Source organism: Rickettsia endosymbiont of Oedothorax gibbosus (assembly GCF_936269705.1).
Classification (GTDB): domain Bacteria; phylum Pseudomonadota; class Alphaproteobacteria; order Rickettsiales; family Rickettsiaceae; genus Tisiphia.
In genome coordinates this window covers 1,353,323-1,369,571 of sequence record NZ_OW370493.1, presented here as the reverse complement: position 1 = coordinate 1,369,571, position 16,249 = coordinate 1,353,323, and the positions used below count along the sequence as shown (strand labels likewise).

Genomic DNA, 16,249 nt, shown 5'->3' with positions numbered 1-16,249 from the left:
TTATTGCTCACATTAAGTCACCTATATTCTCTAAAAATAATCTTGCTCTATGAGATTTTGGCTTTTCAAAAAATTCTGCGGCTGGCTGATCTGCTAGAACTTGCCCGTGATTCATAAAAATTATCCTATCCGCTATCGCTTTGGCAAATTTGATATGGTGAGTAACAACAATCATCGTCATTTGACTTTTTAATGAAGAGATAATTTCAATAATATCTTTAATATTTTCAGGGTCTAAAGCTGAAGTAGGCTCGTCAAATAACATTACCTCTGGATCCATCATTAAGGCTCGACAAATGGCTACTCGCTGTTTTTGTCCTCCAGATAGATTGATAGGAAAAGCAGTAACTTTTTGTTTTAAACCAAATTGCTCTAATAATTTTTTCGCCTTAGAAATGGCAGTCATCTGCTGCATTTTCAAAATATTAACAGGAGCATATATTAAATTATCCTGAACATTTAAGTGTGGGAAAAGATTAAAAGATTGGAAAACCATGCCAATTTTAAGGCAAAGCTTCCTTTTATTCTTTTGAGTTAACTTTTTGTTATCAACAAACACTTGTCCAGTAGTAGGTATTTCTAACGCATTAATAATTCGTAATAAAGTGGATTTACCACTACCAGAAGAACCTATAATCGCTATAGTTTCCTTTTTTTTGAACTCAAGACTAACATCTTTAACAGCATAAATTTTACTATATTTTTTTGAAACCTTATCAACTACTATCATACTAAACTATAAATTTGTAACCATCATATAGAGGTTTTATATTGCTTGGCAATATTTTTGATATCTCGTGATAATCAATAAAATGATTCATATTAGTTAATAATATTTGTTGAGGTTTGTATTCATATTCCCACTGTAGGATTTTATCTAATCCTGCATGGCAATCATTAGATTCGTATGCCATACAATCTAATATCCACACTTTGATATTTCTTAAGAATGATTTGGACTCTGTCGGAAAATCTGCCACATCACTAGAATATACAAAATCATCCACTCTAATACCTAAACTATCTATAGAACCATGATGCTGTCTAAAAAATTGTACCTCTATAGTGTTAATTTTAAATTTTGCAAAAAAATCTACCGGTCTTGCAATCAGTCTATCCGGAGCAAACAAGTGTTGGTGATGATTCTCAGTTCTCAATGCTGTAGCATTATCAGTAAAAATTTCTAAAGGTCTTTTCTGAAAGAATGGAAATACACGTAGATCATCAATACCGTTAACATGATCTGCATGATAATGGGTTAATATGGCACTGTCCACTTTTTTAATCTTTTCTCGTAGTAACTGCTCCTTAATGTCGAAACCAAAATCAACAAGAATTTGACTATTACCATCATCCATATATATTGATGCTCTAGTTCTTTTATTGTGACTTGAAGTCGAGGTGCATGTACTACAATCACAATTAATTATCGGTAGACCAAGTGATGAACCACATCCGAGTACTGTTATTTCTAGCATAATATTATTTACTTAAATCAAATAAAATTGAAAATGTTTGAACTTTTATATAATTTCCAAGGTCTTAATCAAGAGATATTCTTGTGGATCAATAGAATAACTAACCACTTTAGCATAATAGCTTATATTCTACAAATCATCTCTTATTGTTTTAATATTATCAACTTTACTATCGTTTATTTGATATATTGCGTATATTTTTACATTCAGATAAAAAATATTCAAGATTTTAATCATCGTCAGAGCAAATTTTGGGCTATATATAATAAAATGGTAATGATTGGTATAATTTATACGATATTCGGTTGTATTTATGCTCTACTTAAGTTTTCGGTTAATCTACCTAGACCATTTTGCTCATTGCCTATTAACGGTTTTGTAACAATTGCTAATATTGAACTTGAAAGATGTTTGTCTAGTTTTCCAAGCAGTCATTCTGGGTTAGCATTATTGGTTGCCTACTGTATTTGGTCATATATAACAATGAGACAAAAAATTATAACCATTTTGATTGTTATTTTAGTGGCGATATCACGTATTACTCTTGCTATGCACTACCCAGCTGATATTATTTATAGTTTCCTTATCACCATAATAATTATCATACTTGGCAAAATAGTTTTTAGAATCTTTGCCAATAACTTAATAAAATGGCTAGGAGGCTGTCTGCAATAACTAATTAATTTAATCTTTCATTGATCTACCTAATTTTTATTTTGAATAAATGCAACTTATGTTTTATAATGATATCATCCTAAAAACTCTCATATAGCTTTAATTTTATGCAAAATGTAGAAATTATTGAGACTATCTCTACATCAATATCATGTTCTGGCAGAGAGTCGCCTTATGATCATCCAAGAATTTATTTAGAAATTGATTCAACCAAGGGTTCTATTATGTGTCCTTATTGTAGTAAAAAATTTGTGTTAATTAAGTAATGAAGATAAAACTCCTATCAGATAGTACTATAAATCGTATCGCTGCTGGAGAGGTAATTGAACGACCAGCTTCGGTGGTAAAAGAACTAGTTGAGAATGCTATTGATGCAGCTAGCACTAAGATAGATATAATGCTTGAGCAAGCAGGGAAAAATCTTATTGTTATTTCTGATAATGGAATAGGTATGTCTGAGGATGACCTAAATATTGCCGTAGAGCGTCATACTACTTCTAAACTTGATGAGCTAGATTTGTTAAATATTCACACTTTTGGCTTTCGCGGAGAGGCATTACCTTCTATAGGATCTGTAAGTAAGATGCTGATTACTTCAAAGGCACGTGGAGCTGATAGAGCATATCAGATGCAAATTAGTGGTGGGAATAATAAAGGAAGCAAGCCTACCATTCATAACGAAGGTACTAAGATTGAAATACGAGATTTATTCTTTGCTACTCCTGCAAGATTAAAGTTCTTAAGATCTGATAAAACCGAATTTGCAGCTTCAGTAGATGTAATAAAGAAGATTGCATTAGCTCATCCTAAAATCAGTATTAATTTATCTCATGATGGTAAAAATATCCTAAAGGTAAAAGGGCAAGATGGTAATTTTGACGAAATTCTAAAGCAAAGAATAATTGATATAGTAGGTTATGGTTTTATTGAAAATTCGGTTCATATTAATCTACAAAGACCAGAAATTTCAGTATATGGCTTTACTAGTATTCCTACCTTTAATAGAGCTTCTGCTGAGGATCAGTTTTTATTTGTTAATAACAGACCAGTCAATGATAAATTACTACAAATCGCTTTAAGAGTAGCATATCAGGATTACTTAGCTCGGGATAGACACCCAGTTTCAGTTCTGTTTCTACAGATATATCCCCAAATGGTTGACGTTAATGTTCATCCTGCCAAAACAGAAGTAAGGTTTCACGATCCAAATACCATACGAGGATTGCTGATAAGCTCTATCAAGGATGCCCTTACCACTAAAAGTCATATGGTTTCAACGAATATTGCCACAACTGCCTTAGGTCTTTTTCGAAATACGGCAACTACTAATAGTGCTGTTAAAACAAATATACCATGGCAAAAAAGTCCTAGCTCTTCAAAAAAAATATATCAGGATAATTTAAGCCCACATAATTTAAACGTATCTGATAATAGCAGTATTTATCGAGTCCAGAATTTAACTCTCCCTAAATCCAACCAAAATAGTTCTAATATTCAACAGCCATTAATAAAGACTGAACCTCATGCTAAAGTAGAGGTAGTAGAGGACTCTATAGTCAATTCAGGAGAGTTGGATAACAGGAGCGATGGAGCAACGCCTATAAGTAATAGGCTAGCATTGAGCGACGACGTCACCAACTTCTCACTAACTGATTGTACTCATACTGATCACAAAAATGTGTCACTCGGAGCGGCAAGAGCACAATTGCACGGTACTTATATAATATCACAAACAGCAGATAGTATTGTTATCGTAGATCAACATGCAGCCCATGAACGTTTAGGATACGAAAAAATTAAACAGACGATAAGTAATAATGGATTAATTAAGCAGAGATTACTGATACCTGAGATAGTAGAATTACCAGATGTCAAAAGAGCCGATTTATTATATAATAAGAAGGTAGATCTTTCTAAATTAGGTTTAAGCATAGAAAAATTTGGCGAGCGATCCATCATTGTATCAGAGGCTCCAAGCCTATTAGGAGATATCAATATAAGCCAACTTATTCAAGACTTAGCAGATAATTTATCTGATCTTGGCGAAAGTATTTCCTTGATTCAATTGATTGAACATGTTACAGAAACATATGCATGTCATTATTCTATCAGAGCAGGTCGTAAATTATCTTCTGAAGAAATGAATGAATTGTTAAGGCAAATGGAGAAAACTCCTTTTTCAGGTCAATGTAATCATGGTAGACCAACTTACATTGAACTCAAACTCAAAGATATTGAGCGATTATTTGGACGTACATAATTGATATAGTCAATTTAGGATAAGAGTAAGCCATTTTAAAAAATGGGTAATAGTAGTTATAGTGAATTAACTTGAATAGTATTTAGCTTCAGCGTCATTGCGAGGAGCCATTTTAGTGGCATTGAAGCAATCCAAAAAAAGATTAAAATGGATTGCTTCGGAGGCTTACGCCTACTCGCTAATAGACAGCACGATGGGTGCTTATTCGGCACTAATTCAGGTTAATTGACTGTACTGAGTTAGGAAATGAAAAAAAATAAGTAATACCGCAAAAATAATAAGAACAACTATTAGTGTAGCAAAAAAATCTGTTATATTTATAGATATGACCGAATTTGTAATAACTTGTTATATCGAATTCAGGTTAGTATAATATTGGAAAAATTGTTTGTCATGTTTTTGATAAAATTTTTAGTTTTTTATAATTTTCTGTTTGCGTAATAATTGGCATAGCAACTGACAATTGAGGTTAATATAATGTTTAACTATAATAATATATTTGATAATCACATAACTAGAATTAAACAAGAAGGCAGATACCGTGAATTTGTTCCTGTTCAAAGGCAGGCAGATAATTTCCCGTCCGCTTGGTATGTTGATAAAGAAATTGTCATGTGGTGTATCAATGATTATCTTGGAATGAGTAAGCACCCAGATGTCACCAAAGCTGCTCTAGAGGCTACAGCAAAATATGGCATTGGTTCTGGCGGTACAAGAAATATAGGTGGCAATAATAGCTGCATAATAGAATTAGAGCAAGAATTAGCAACCCTACATAATAAAGAATCAGCTTTAGTCTTCACTTCCGGTTATGTTGCCAATGATACCACCCTTGCAACACTAGCAAAAATAATGCCTAATATAGTTTTTTTCTCAGATGAGCTAAATCACGCTTCTATTATTTCTGGTATATGTAACTCAAAAGCTGAAAAACATATTTATCGACATATTGATGTTCAACATCTTGAAGAACTACTTAAAAAGCTAGATATTAATAGACCAAAGATTATTGTTTTTGAATCAGCTTATTCTATGGACGGATTATTTTCTCCAATAGAAAAAATAGTGAATTTAGCTAAAAAATATAATGCTTTAACTTTTATTGACGAAGTACATACAGTGGGTCTATATGGTAAGCATGGTGCTGGTATTGCCGATCTTCAAGGTTGTGCTGATAAAATTAATATTATCCAGGGAACCCTTGGCAAGGCTTACGGCGTTATTGGCGGCTATATTGCAGCTGATAGTCAGATTATCGATTCTATAAGACTTACGGCTCCAGGTTTTATATTCACCACCTCTTTACCGGCAATTATCGCTTCGGCAGCAACTAAAAGTATTCGTCATTTAAAAAATTCTAATATAGAAAGGGAAACTTACCAAAAGGTAATAGCCAAGGTAAAAAAATCTTTTGATCAAGCTAAAGTGAATTATTTTAAAAATGATAGCCATATTATACCAATAATTATTGGCGACCCAATTAAAGCCAAACAAGCCTCTAATATGTTGTTGAATGACTATAATATTTATGTTCAGCATATCAACTTTCCAACAGTACCACGTGGCACAGAACGCTTAAGAATCATTCCAACACCCAACCATACCGATCAAATGATTCAGGATATTACCAAAGCTCTTGTTGAAATTCTTAGTGTACTGGATATATCGCCATCCATCAATTCCCATTCTATAATAAAATTACCTCTATACCCCGCAGCGTAGATAATATACTAAATTATACCAATCGAGATAATAATTATTCTTATTTCGTAAAGTTAATAATGGTATCTACATTGCATATGTATAGTCAATTCAGGAGAATTTGGTGCTAGGAGCGATGCCTATAAGTAATAGGCAAGCGACGAGTGACGACGTACATAGTACCCTACAATTTTTGTAAAGATGGTATTAGGATAGAAAAAAGTTTTTGTTTGGGAGGTATTAATAATGTGGATATTAGCTGCGTTATGGCTGTTGTAGATTGATAAAAAGCATTTTTGATATGATCAAAGCCATAGGTAAATAATGAAAACAATTGTCTTTCAATGGTTTTGTACCGTTTTATTCGGATGGGATTTAAGGCATTTTGTATTATTCCATTTTTGACTATTAAAGCTGAAGCAATAGCAGTTATCACTAATAATTTTTCAAATCTATCCAATTTTACAATGTGACTTTTTTCAATATCAAAACCACCGCTTTTTAGGTGCAAAAATAGTCGTTCAACACTCCAACGAAATTTATATAAAGCAAAAATATCTTGCTCTATTTCAATTGAAGACACCAGAACCATCAGCTCGCTCTTATCATTTCTATATGCGGTAAAATTAACCTTTCTATTCCATAATATACCACTACAAGCCCTATACTCTAAGGCTTTAACATCACTAAATATTCTTTCAATGGTTAAAGTTCTTAAACCTTTTGTAAGACGAATTTTATGATCCATTTTTAATGGAATAACAAACTTTAGATGGTTATTTATCAGAAAGTCTAACCATTCTTTATTCATAAATTCTCTATCAGCAAGCAAATATTTTATTCTTTCAACGCCAAAATTATTAATAAATTTCTGTAAAAATTCCTTCATAAATTCTGCAGAACACCCGCCACCATGCGACAAAGTCTTCCAGAATATTGGCACCGATATTTTACCAATTACCATTACTAAAAATAAAATATTAATATCGGATTTACCAAATTTCCAACTTGTCCTATCCATTGCTACGACATAATTTTTTGAAGCAAAAAAGCTTAATAGCAAATAGCCAACCTTCATATAATCAAAATTAAAATCTTTTAAAAAACGATAAATTCTATGAGTTTTTGACGTCGCTTTAGCATCACCTAAAATACCAAGTGCTAAACCTTTTTGATAAATTGAGCTGCCCGTCAGCAAACTAATTACCATACCAACCAAACATTTTAATCTTGATTTATTTCCGTCTATATATAAAATCAATTCTTGAAGTATTATATTATGCATTTTGTTATAAAAATACCTACCTTATACTACTTCACACCACTCTAAATCAACCATTCTTCTTCATCTTCTCAAAATTGTAGGGTACTATACACCGTAGGTGGCGTGGCAATCCATTTCTAATCACTTTTCTGGATTGCTTCGTCGACCTTACGGTCTCCTCGCAATGACGATTTTTCAATTATTGTTTTCTTAAACTCGATAATCAAGTTTTTTTGCAGATTTGAATAAAATATAGGATCATGGTTATCATCCCTGCGAAAGCAGGGATCTAAAAATACCCTGAGGTATTATAGATTCCGCACCGAAGCGAGAATGATGGTATGGACGAGTGAAGCGAAATATGCTTTACTGGTACGGAGTCAGCTGAAAAATAGTTTTCAGCTGCTCCAAATTAAATAATAATTTAATTAATAGGTCCATACCATGATAAATAATAGCATAAAAAATACTATAATAGGAATAGATTTAGCAAAAAATAGTATGCACTTGGTGCCAGTCGATCAAAATGGCAAAAAAATAGGTTATCAAAAAGTTACAAGAGATGAGTTAATAGCCTATTTAAGCAATCTCGATAAAAGTTCATTGGTAGCTATGGAAGCATGTGGAGGAGCTAATTATTGGTCACAGGAAATTGCTAAGCTTGGTTTGCAAGTCAAACTAATGAAAACAAAAGATGTAAAAGTTTATGCTACATCGAAACAGAAAAATGATTATAACGATGCGTTAGCAATATGCAAAGCGGCTCGTGATCCAGAATTAAAAACTGTGCTGCCAAAAAGCAAAGAGGAACAAGATATAAAATTTTTGCATAAAATTAGAAGTAATACGATCAGAGATCGTATAATGGTTCCAATATTTTGGACAGAAAAATAAGAAAAATGAGATAGAATTCTTTAGCAAACAAGGAGAGCTAGAGATGAAAAAACAAGTAAGGCAATATAGTGCTGAGGAGAAAGCCAAAATTGTCATAGAAGCAATTAAGGGAGAGCTAACAATAGCCCAGATAACCAGTAAGTATGGTGTTCATGCAACACAGATAAGTAACTGGAAAAAACAAGGTCTTGAGTTGTTAGTACAAGGTTTTAAGAATAAAACACAGAGTGCTGATCCAAATCAGCAGGGGTTAATCAAGAATCTATATGAGCAAATTGGTCAGTTAAGCGTTGAGTGTGACTGGCTCAAAAAAAAATCTGCATTGTTTGGAATTAAAGGTTAGGTGTAATATGATAGAGCCTAATCATAATAAGTTAACAATTGTACAACAGTGTAAGTTATTGGATATTAGCAGGTCAACCTATTACTATCAACCTACTGGTATTAGTGAACAAGATATCAAGATTATGGCAATAATTGATGAGACCTATACTATGCATCCATATTATGGTATGCGGCGGATGGCTAAATATTTACAAGCCCAAGGTTTTTCGGTAGGTCGTAAAGCTGTTAGACGTTACTACAAGATAATGGGTCTTGAAGCTGTTTATCCTAAAATAAATTTAAGCAAGAGGAATCAAGCGCATAAAATATATCCTTATTTACTAAAAGGATTAGAAATAGTATTGCCAAACCAGGTTTGGAGTGCAGATATAATACCAATTGCAATAATTAACACGGTGTGTTTATCCAGTCTCTATACATAATTGATTTTACTAAATCTACATTATGAGCAAATTGATTCCAAGCGTAACAAGCCATAGTGACGATATCTTCATATACACCATAACATTGGTTAGACAAGAAATGATTTTTGATCCATTCCCAAACTTGTTCCATTGCATTAAGTTCCGGCGCATAGGGCGGAAGCGGTATCAAAGTGATATTGCTTGGCACAGTTAGTTTTTTGGCTGTGTGCCAACCTGCATTATCCGTTAGTAAAGCTATATGTCGGTTGCCTTGAATACTGCGAGAAAGCTCTTCTAAGAATTTATTCATTGCCTGTGTGTTTGCATATGGTAAAATTAATGCAAAAGCTTCTCCTGTATCATGGCAAGCAGCTCCATAAATATATGTTGAAATGAATTGCTGTTGCCGAACTTTACGGGGTCTAGTGCCACGCTTAGCCCATATACGAGTTAAGCTACCTTGTTGCCCAACTCGAGTTTCATCCTGAGACCATATATCAACTTTACATCTATCGATATTTTTTGGTAATAATTTTGTTAACATGTCTGGGAAGTTTTTTTATATGTATTTTGAGTCTCTTGATTTGACTTTGGATGCATTGAACGAGAAGTAATCCAGCTAAAACCAAGGCGGTGCATAGTATTGTAGACTGTTTTTAAAGCGCATTTAGCACCATATTCCTCAAGTAACATGATATGTAGCTCCTTTCCAGTTATATACCCACCAGTTTTACTTTCACTGAGCGTATTGATTTTATCAAAAAGAGCAGACTCTTGTATAGTGTTAATCTTCCTAGGGGCGCCGCTTCTTTGTGATTCAAATAATCCTTCAAAACCATGATTCCTAAATCTTCTGAGCCATGATTGCACAGTTTTCCAGTGTGACTTCACTATTTCAGATATGGCTTTTAAAGATTTGCCTAATTGAAGGTGATACATCGCCAATAAACGTATACGATTTCGACCATGCGGCTCATGTTTCATCATTTTTATAAAATCATGACCATGAAAACCTTGTGGTAATATTAACCTAGCCATTTGAGTACCTTTATCAGTTAAAAACCCATTTTATACCACTGCGTTAATTATTGCAATTGGTATGACAACATCAAAACAGATGATTATGTTAATCACGTTGCTCCACCTAATAGTTATTCTTTAACTACTACTTATAAAGAGTTGCAAGATAAATACTCCTGTAGTAAGTCTGTCATCTCTAAAACTCTTAAAGAGTTAGATACGAAAGGATTTATTACTAAAAAACGTTTCTTTGTTAAAAGTGATGATGAGGATGATAATAGACATGATAAGTCTGTTTGGCGTATTACTGTTACCTTACCAAATATGATACAACAACATCTGCAAAATGAAGTAAAAGATCGTGCTAAATCCTCATCTAGAAGCGTTGTTTCCAATTCTGACCCATATGTTTCCAATTCTAGTCAATGTATTAATAAATACTTTATATCAAATACTAAAGATTTAGATAATATAGATAGCGAAAAAAGTTTTTTTGCAAAAAATAATCATTGTTCATCTGAAAATTTATCTGAATTATCTGTATCTTATAAAAATTCTTTAGAAGAAGAAAAAAAAGAAATTCCTATTGAAAAAGAAATAGTTAGTATTGAAACTCTTCTTCCTATCAACACACAGGAATCTATTCTAGACACAGAAACATCTAATAATTTAGAAGAAGGAAAACAAAAAGCGATAGAAGAAATATCAGAAACAGTAAAGGGAGAACAAGAAAAAACACTACTACTGAATCAATTGAGCGAGCAAAGTGACGAAGAAGAGCAAATCAATGCTGCAATAGAAAATGGCTTGGTAAATACAATGGCAGAAATGCCTGTTACATCAACTACTAACCCTCCAAACAACTTTCCAAATCATAATAAATCACTAAGCTATAACAAACCATCAACTCAAGCTAAATCGTTAAAATCCTTCTATCCTCTTAGCAAGGAGCAAGTAGATAAATTAAACCAATTGTCGAGTAGAGAGTTTAGTAATAACTTTGCTAACCAGTTGTTACTAAAGCTCTATATTCGTGATCATAATAAAACATTTGCCAGTACAAATCACATGATTGCTTATATGAGCAAAGCTTTCCGTTATGAGAAACACCAAGCTCCTATGGTTAATCATGAAACTTTTAGATTTACCGCCAATGTTTCAGATCCTGAATCTGTAGAAATGCGACAAAAAGAAAAATACTTAAGAGAAGTGGAGTATAGCATAGATACCAGCTATTCCTCTCAATTAAGAAAAAAAATAGCTGGTATGTTTGAGACAAAACTAGCTTATCAAATACTTACAGAAGGAAAATTTGATTATCATGCAACCAACTATCAAACAACTAGTCAAGAACTAGAAATAAAAAATGATATTTGCCAAAATCTTGAATTATCTGAAGAAAATAACATAACAAAATTTGATCATGTTCTCGATCATTCTACTTGTTTTGTTGATAGTGCATTAAGTTTAGCTTCAAAGCATGATGTTGCTCATATTGATTATGATAATCAACTAAGCATTAATTTTACTGAAAATGATCAAATAAAATCTGGTTTAGTGATTACTGAAAATGATGATATCAATGATGAAATTCTAACTAGAGAATTATCTGAATTATCATTAAAATCGTTATCTACTAGACAATTTGCACGTATTACTTTAGCTAATACTTGTACTGTCAAATTACCAAAAGACTTGATATTAACTAACTATCAACAACAAAATTTAGAAAAAGCTATTTTTACAGTTTATGGTTATGTTAAAATTGTTTATCAGCAATTACCAGCTACTTATAAAAAATTAGGTTCATCAAGATTACCAAATGAAATCTTTTTAACAGAATTGAATCCAAATTCTATTTGGTACAAGATAAGAAAAAAGTTAATTGCTAATTTTGATGAACATATTGATAAAGCTTGGTTCTCTAAATTAATTGCAGAGGAGGATGTTATCACACAAAAACTCACTTTAATTGCTCCTACTAACTTTCTTAGAGATTGGATTAATAATAAATATGGCTCCGTTATTAAAGATATTGCCAAAAAACTAGAGTACCAGTTTGTTGAACTGGTAACTAAAAAACAATCTTTGTGTAATGTTGCATGAGAACTCAATTTGTCTATAGGATGATAGTAACTGCTATAAGTTATTTAAATCTATATCCTTATCAGAGTTTTCATCAGAAGAGTTAACTGTAGTAGTAGGTTTAACCCTACCAATCATTTCATCTATAGAAACTTGGAAGTAATCTGCAAGAGCTAGTATAACAGAACTATTTAACGTTCTTGTAATTTTATCATCATTAATAAATTGCCAAATAACAGTTTCACTAAATCCAAGATACTTAGATAATTGATAAGGATTTAAATTTTGTTCTTTAATCTTATAAACAATAAAATTACGTAACTTAAAGTTATAATTACTTAAAATAATATCATTATTGTTATAATTATTTTTTGAAATATACTTTTTCCTTCCAACAACTTCATCAATAGAGCAACTAAAATAATTAGCAATTTTTATGATAGTTGCTAAATTAGTATTGGAACGTAAAGCATGTAAAATTTGAAAGAGTGTATTGTACGGCACACCACTTTGTCTAGAGAATTCTCTTTTTGTTAATCTATTTTCTAAAAGCTTCCTTTTTAAAAATTTTTGTATTAGATGTACAATTGCCATGCATGAATAAATATAAAACACTCTAAATTTAGAGTGTTTTTTACTTGACACCCTAAAAAGATTCTAATAAACTTATAAGTAAGGATAAACAATTATCCTATGAGCAAAAGAGTAGGAAATATAATTTAATCTACTGCATAACAAATTTTATTCCTTGCTTTTGCTCATAACTTTAAAAGCTTGGTTTTGTAATAAATCCTTTATATCAAAGTTGGTATCTGAAAATATAAAAGATTTAGTACGAATTAACCTAATGATAACTAGTTACAGTCAATTAAAAGGTTACATGTATGATAAACAAACTTGTCCGTCAAATCAACTTCATTCTTAATAAGGCTCTTTCTGATATCAATTTCATACTGCCTTTTTACAAATATTGTGGGAGGTAGTAAGTATGTTATATCAAGGAATTACACTATCACTAATTATTATTGAAGGAATATTAATATTAATTTCTCTCAGATTTTTACAGCGTACTAATATTATCAGTAAAGATTTTGCTACAATATTTGGTAATGCTAAAGGAGAAATATCTAGCTTATTTAACAATCTGAAAGAGTTAATTATCCTTAGCAGCAAGAGAGAAGATCATATGTTACATACAACATTTTACCTAGAAGAAATAGAAATGTATGTAAAAAAGATTCTTAGTAAACTTGAACAAGAAAAAGATACTAAAAAGTCAACTTAAAAACTTAATTTTAAAGGAACTGTAGAAAGAGGGAACATTTTGTCTGCTACATAAACTGATAAACGTTAATGATTGGACTTTGGACAAAAATCCCTGTTTTTTTACAAAATAGAAAGTTTGATAAAAAACTAGTATTCTGAGTTATCTTTCTAAGATTATTATTAATCTATAGTTAATATTTTTACAATTTTAGGTAAATTATTTTATATAATAGACAAATTATAAGTTGCTAAATATAGGTTAAATTATTTTGTCCAAAGTCCAATTAATGAAGTATAACCAGTTAAGTCAAAGATTTAAATTGGTATTTTGATACCTATAAATACTTTACCTAGAAGGAACATTATTTTTAGATTTATGCACTTTTTTAATAGAAGAGCTACAAACATTATTTTGAGGTTTTTGTTGATGAGATATTAGAGAACTTTTAATTTGTTTGAGACTATGTAAATCTTCAGAATCAAGAGATTGTAGGGACTGTGGAATAGTTTGATTAACTTCTTGTTTTTTTTGGATATTAGGTATAGAGCGTCCAATCATTTGATCAATAGAGATATCAAAATAATTGGCAAGAGCAACGGTAGGAGAGCTACCTAAGCATTTTTGTTTAGGGTTATTACCGATGAAATTATCAAGTAGATCTCTACTAAATCCAATATTAAGACTTAATTTACTAGGTCTCATTTTTTGTTCTTGGAGTTTTGTTTTTATAAAATTTCTTAGATTATTAGCGACATCATCAATATTGATATCGGAGAATTGATATTCTCCTTTAGTAGGAGGTAAATATTTTGTTCTACCAGTTACTTCATCTAAAGAGCATTTGAAATAATTAGCTATTCTAAGAAGAGAATTGAGTTCTGGGTTATTTTTAACACCGTTTATTAAAGGAGTAATAGTAGAGTAAGGAATACCACTTTGTTCTACGAAGATATTACGTTTTAAGTGTTTAAATTTTTTTGCTAAAAATTTTTGGATTTTTTTTGATGTCATATAAAACTGAACAACCCTCAGCTCGAAGCTGAGGGGTTATAAAGTGGAGTCAATTTGAAATTGACCTACTTCTATGGGTTCTCATTCTTGTTCTTCTATATATTTTTGGATTATTGCATCTGTTATATTACCTGAACTTATTGCCATATAACCTATAGCTTGGTATCCACACTAAATGCACTTTTAAGTCATATTTACTATGAAACCCTATAACTCCTAATCTTATTTCACTAATTCGTCGTTAACACGACTTCATTATATCTTCCCTTCGCCTAAAGGCGAGGGTTTTTTATAATCCCCGTTGGGGGACAATAAATACGATTTACGGATTATTATTGACTTATATAACTCTAGATTATAAAATCAATAATTAACTAATTATATATAGCCAGTTTAGTAATAATTAAAATCAATATGAACTTAAAAAGTAAAATTAAACAATATTAGAAAAATAAAAGAAGATAGAACATGATAATCGAAGAAGATTAATTAATAGGTCAATATTAAAAGTTATAAAAATCAATAATTACAATTGAGGGAATATAAATCATGCAAAAAAAATCTACAAATTATCATAGCAATATTTATTCAGTTTTAAAGACCGGAATTTACCTTGCTCCTATGTTACTAAGTAACATTGATGTGTATGCGGATATTGATCTTGATGCTGGGATGAAGGCGGCTACTGAACCGGTAAAGAAGATGATTAACGATTACTATCCAGTAGGTATTTTTATAACAGGTGCTATAGGAGCGATGATGCAACAACAAGGTGATCTTCGGGATAGAATGCTTGGTTTTGGTAAAGGTGCATTATGTGGGGGGTTAACGGTAATAGCAGTAAAAACTGGTCTTGGGGTATAAAGAGGTAATATGGAAAGAGTTAGATTAAATAGAGCCTTAAACAAAGAGACTAAATATTACGGTCTTAGTTATCTTGGCATTATAGGGGCACTAGCTATTGGTTGTTTAGTATGGACTAGGTTTGGTATGACTATAGGCATTATGGGTTTTGTTGTTGGTTATGGTGTTTCTGCGATTGTTGCTAAGGAGTGGCATAGCGGTAGTGTTCAGAAGTTTATGTATTGGCATTTACCATTTAAACATCTTTTTGGTGGGAAATATTTGCCTGATTCACATAAGAGATGTTTTTTGTAAGTTTAAGTAGCCTAGGTAAAATTAAGCATATAGGAAAATGTTTAACATACATATCAAACAACAAGTTTTAAGAAGGATGTCATGGATTTAACTAATGCTATGCAAGGTGGCGATCGTATTACCAAGCAGCGTAATCTATTTTTACTATTCACTATATTACTTGCTGTAACGAGTTCTGCACTAAGCCTGAAGATTTTAATGCAGGAGGAGAGAATTATTATAGTGCCACCATTGACCTCAGAGGTAATGATTTCCAACCGTAAAGTATCAAGTAGCTATTTGGAGCAAATGACTATGGTATTTTTAAACTCTTTACTTGATTTATCTAGCATAGATGTTTTGCATAAACGAGATATGATTTTAAAGTACACTAGCAATAGTCACCCAAGTTTTTCTAAAAGGATCAATGAGTATTTTGCAGATAGTGCGGAAAAATACAAAAACTTTGATTTAGTTACTTACTTTACCGTTAAGAATATGGAAATTGATGAAACTAAAGGAGAGGTTATAGCCCACGGCATATTAACTTCACGATACGGCAAACGTGGTTTTGAATCAACACCTACTTCTTATCGACTTAGCTTTGAATTTAGTGGTGGATATTTGCGGTTAAAAGAATTCAACCAAGTAGTAGACGAGAAAGATAAGGAAGAGAAGCAAGGTAAATAATAACAATGCAATTAGGTG

19 protein-coding genes and 1 pseudogene are annotated in these 16,249 nt (G+C 31.7%); 12 read left to right on the top strand and 8 right to left on the bottom strand.

Annotated elements, in window-relative coordinates; all coding sequences use genetic code 11:
- Positions 1-7 precede the first annotated feature (7 nt).
- The gene (locus NBW66_RS07430; protein ID WP_250310551.1) at positions 8-730 is read right to left on the bottom strand and encodes an amino acid ABC transporter ATP-binding protein; all 723 of its coding nucleotides are present in this window, start codon (positions 728-730) and stop codon (positions 8-10) included.
- A 1-nt stretch (position 731) separates the two neighbouring features.
- Complete coding sequence (locus NBW66_RS07425; protein WP_250310550.1) at positions 732-1,478, bottom strand: MBL fold metallo-hydrolase; 747 nt, start codon at positions 1,476-1,478, stop codon at positions 732-734.
- Between the two features lie 33 nt (positions 1,479-1,511).
- Here NBW66_RS07425 and NBW66_RS07420 point away from each other — a divergent pair, with 33 nt between their 5' ends.
- The 4 genes from NBW66_RS07420 to hemA all read left to right on the top strand — a co-directional run bounded on the left by NBW66_RS07420 (position 1,512) and on the right by hemA (position 6,135).
- A complete protein-coding gene (locus tag NBW66_RS07420; RefSeq protein WP_250310549.1) occupies positions 1,512-2,153 on the top strand; it encodes a phosphatase PAP2 family protein in 642 nt (213 codons plus the stop codon).
- Between the two features lie 107 nt (positions 2,154-2,260).
- Positions 2,261-2,419, top strand: a complete 159-nt coding sequence (locus NBW66_RS07415; protein WP_094649254.1) for a zinc-finger domain-containing protein — start codon at positions 2,261-2,263, stop codon at positions 2,417-2,419.
- Positions 2,419-4,413, top strand: a complete 1,995-nt coding sequence (gene mutL / locus NBW66_RS07410; RefSeq protein WP_250310548.1) for a DNA mismatch repair endonuclease MutL — start codon at positions 2,419-2,421, stop codon at positions 4,411-4,413. The genes NBW66_RS07415 and mutL overlap by 1 nt, the downstream gene beginning before the upstream one ends.
- A gap of 477 nt (positions 4,414-4,890) precedes the next feature.
- A complete protein-coding gene (hemA, locus tag NBW66_RS07405; RefSeq protein ID WP_250310547.1) occupies positions 4,891-6,135 on the top strand; it encodes a 5-aminolevulinate synthase in 1,245 nt (414 codons plus the stop codon).
- Between the two features lie 163 nt (positions 6,136-6,298).
- Here the strand turns inward: hemA and NBW66_RS07400 are convergent, their stop codons facing one another.
- Positions 6,299-7,399 carry a transposase gene (locus NBW66_RS07400; RefSeq protein WP_250310546.1) on the bottom strand — a complete coding sequence of 367 codons (1,101 nt, stop codon included), beginning with the start codon at positions 7,397-7,399 and terminating at the stop codon, positions 6,299-6,301.
- Positions 7,400-7,822: 423 nt separating this feature from the next.
- Here NBW66_RS07400 and NBW66_RS07395 point away from each other — a divergent pair, with 423 nt between their 5' ends.
- The 3 genes from NBW66_RS07395 to NBW66_RS07385 are packed head-to-tail and all read left to right on the top strand — an operon-like array spanning position 7,823 to position 9,039.
- Positions 7,823-8,272 (top strand): IS110 family transposase, encoded by a 450-nt coding sequence (locus tag NBW66_RS07395; protein WP_250310545.1) that lies wholly within the window; start codon positions 7,823-7,825, stop codon positions 8,270-8,272.
- Positions 8,273-8,315: 43 nt separating this feature from the next.
- Positions 8,316-8,615, top strand: a complete 300-nt coding sequence (locus NBW66_RS07390) for a transposase (protein WP_094649795.1) — start codon at positions 8,316-8,318, stop codon at positions 8,613-8,615.
- A gap of 7 nt (positions 8,616-8,622) precedes the next feature.
- The gene (locus tag NBW66_RS07385; protein WP_250310544.1) at positions 8,623-9,039 is read left to right on the top strand and encodes an IS3 family transposase; all 417 of its coding nucleotides are present in this window, start codon (positions 8,623-8,625) and stop codon (positions 9,037-9,039) included.
- Here the strand turns inward: NBW66_RS07385 and NBW66_RS07380 are convergent.
- Together NBW66_RS07380 and NBW66_RS07375 are read right to left on the bottom strand one after the other, a co-directional pair.
- Complete coding sequence (locus NBW66_RS07380) at positions 9,005-9,565, bottom strand: IS630 family transposase (protein ID WP_250310543.1); 561 nt, start codon at positions 9,563-9,565, stop codon at positions 9,005-9,007. The two genes, NBW66_RS07385 and NBW66_RS07380, sit on opposite strands and share 35 nt — an antisense overlap.
- A complete protein-coding gene (locus NBW66_RS07375) occupies positions 9,559-10,059 on the bottom strand; it encodes a helix-turn-helix domain-containing protein (RefSeq protein WP_250310542.1) in 501 nt (166 codons plus the stop codon). Before NBW66_RS07375 ends, NBW66_RS07380 begins: the two co-directional genes overlap by 7 nt.
- 141 nt (positions 10,060-10,200) lie before the next feature.
- Between NBW66_RS07375 and NBW66_RS07370 the strand changes: the two genes are divergently transcribed.
- Positions 10,201-12,147, top strand: coding sequence for a DnaA N-terminal domain-containing protein (locus NBW66_RS07370; protein ID WP_250310541.1), 1,947 nt, complete (start codon positions 10,201-10,203; stop codon positions 12,145-12,147).
- Between the two features lie 33 nt (positions 12,148-12,180).
- Here NBW66_RS07370 and NBW66_RS07365 read toward each other — a convergent pair whose 3' ends face one another.
- Positions 12,181-12,720 carry a helix-turn-helix domain-containing protein gene (locus NBW66_RS07365; protein WP_250310540.1) on the bottom strand — a complete coding sequence of 180 codons (540 nt, stop codon included), beginning with the start codon at positions 12,718-12,720 and terminating at the stop codon, positions 12,181-12,183.
- A 376-nt stretch (positions 12,721-13,096) separates the two neighbouring features.
- Between NBW66_RS07365 and NBW66_RS07360 the strand changes: the two genes are divergently transcribed.
- A complete protein-coding gene (locus NBW66_RS07360; RefSeq protein ID WP_250310539.1) occupies positions 13,097-13,411 on the top strand; it encodes a hypothetical protein in 315 nt (104 codons plus the stop codon).
- Positions 13,412-13,738: 327 nt separating this feature from the next.
- Here NBW66_RS07360 and NBW66_RS07355 read toward each other — a convergent pair whose 3' ends face one another.
- Both NBW66_RS07355 and NBW66_RS15270 read right to left on the bottom strand, forming a co-directional pair.
- Positions 13,739-14,404, bottom strand: coding sequence for a helix-turn-helix domain-containing protein (locus NBW66_RS07355; RefSeq protein WP_250310538.1), 666 nt, complete (start codon positions 14,402-14,404; stop codon positions 13,739-13,741).
- A gap of 81 nt (positions 14,405-14,485) precedes the next feature.
- A pseudogene (locus NBW66_RS15270) lies at positions 14,486-14,563 on the bottom strand (IS200/IS605 family transposase); the annotation flags it as partial.
- A 462-nt stretch (positions 14,564-15,025) separates the two neighbouring features.
- Between NBW66_RS15270 and NBW66_RS07350 the strand changes: the two are divergent.
- The 3 genes from NBW66_RS07350 (at position 15,026) to NBW66_RS07340 (ending at position 16,231) form a co-directional block, all read left to right on the top strand.
- The gene (locus NBW66_RS07350) at positions 15,026-15,268 is read left to right on the top strand and encodes a hypothetical protein (RefSeq protein WP_250310537.1); all 243 of its coding nucleotides are present in this window, start codon (positions 15,026-15,028) and stop codon (positions 15,266-15,268) included.
- A 9-nt stretch (positions 15,269-15,277) separates the two neighbouring features.
- Entirely contained in the window at positions 15,278-15,562 is a 285-nt protein-coding gene (locus NBW66_RS07345) for a hypothetical protein (RefSeq protein ID WP_250310536.1), read from the top strand.
- A gap of 81 nt (positions 15,563-15,643) precedes the next feature.
- The gene (locus tag NBW66_RS07340; protein ID WP_250310535.1) at positions 15,644-16,231 is read left to right on the top strand and encodes a type IV conjugative transfer system protein TraE; all 588 of its coding nucleotides are present in this window, start codon (positions 15,644-15,646) and stop codon (positions 16,229-16,231) included.
- The last annotated feature ends 18 nt before the right edge of the window (positions 16,232-16,249 follow it).

Bases quoted from the DNA above. Each gene is read 5' to 3' on its own strand.
- NBW66_RS07430 (WP_250310551.1), bottom strand. From the start codon at position 730: ATGATAGTAGTTGATAAGGTTTCAAAAAAATATAGTAAAATTTATGCT.
- NBW66_RS07425 (WP_250310550.1), bottom strand. From the start codon at position 1,478: ATGCTAGAAATAACAGTACTCGGATGTGGTTCATCACTTGGTCTACCG.
- NBW66_RS07420 (WP_250310549.1), top strand. From the start codon at position 1,512: ATGTTTGAACTTTTATATAATTTCCAAGGTCTTAATCAAGAGATATTC.
- NBW66_RS07415 (WP_094649254.1), top strand. From the start codon at position 2,261: ATGCAAAATGTAGAAATTATTGAGACTATCTCTACATCAATATCATGT.
- mutL (WP_250310548.1), top strand. From the start codon at position 2,419: ATGAAGATAAAACTCCTATCAGATAGTACTATAAATCGTATCGCTGCT.
- hemA (WP_250310547.1), top strand. From the start codon at position 4,891: ATGTTTAACTATAATAATATATTTGATAATCACATAACTAGAATTAAA.
- NBW66_RS07400 (WP_250310546.1), bottom strand. From the start codon at position 7,399: ATGCATAATATAATACTTCAAGAATTGATTTTATATATAGACGGAAAT.
- NBW66_RS07395 (WP_250310545.1), top strand. From the start codon at position 7,823: ATGATAAATAATAGCATAAAAAATACTATAATAGGAATAGATTTAGCA.
- NBW66_RS07390 (WP_094649795.1), top strand. From the start codon at position 8,316: ATGAAAAAACAAGTAAGGCAATATAGTGCTGAGGAGAAAGCCAAAATT.
- NBW66_RS07385 (WP_250310544.1), top strand. From the start codon at position 8,623: ATGATAGAGCCTAATCATAATAAGTTAACAATTGTACAACAGTGTAAG.
- NBW66_RS07380 (WP_250310543.1), bottom strand. From the start codon at position 9,565: ATGTTAACAAAATTATTACCAAAAAATATCGATAGATGTAAAGTTGAT.
- NBW66_RS07375 (WP_250310542.1), bottom strand. From the start codon at position 10,059: ATGGCTAGGTTAATATTACCACAAGGTTTTCATGGTCATGATTTTATA.
- NBW66_RS07365 (WP_250310540.1), bottom strand. From the start codon at position 12,720: ATGGCAATTGTACATCTAATACAAAAATTTTTAAAAAGGAAGCTTTTA.
- NBW66_RS07355 (WP_250310538.1), bottom strand. From the start codon at position 14,404: ATGACATCAAAAAAAATCCAAAAATTTTTAGCAAAAAAATTTAAACAC.
- NBW66_RS07350 (WP_250310537.1), top strand. From the start codon at position 15,026: ATGTTACTAAGTAACATTGATGTGTATGCGGATATTGATCTTGATGCT.
- NBW66_RS07345 (WP_250310536.1), top strand. From the start codon at position 15,278: ATGGAAAGAGTTAGATTAAATAGAGCCTTAAACAAAGAGACTAAATAT.
- NBW66_RS07340 (WP_250310535.1), top strand. From the start codon at position 15,644: ATGGATTTAACTAATGCTATGCAAGGTGGCGATCGTATTACCAAGCAG.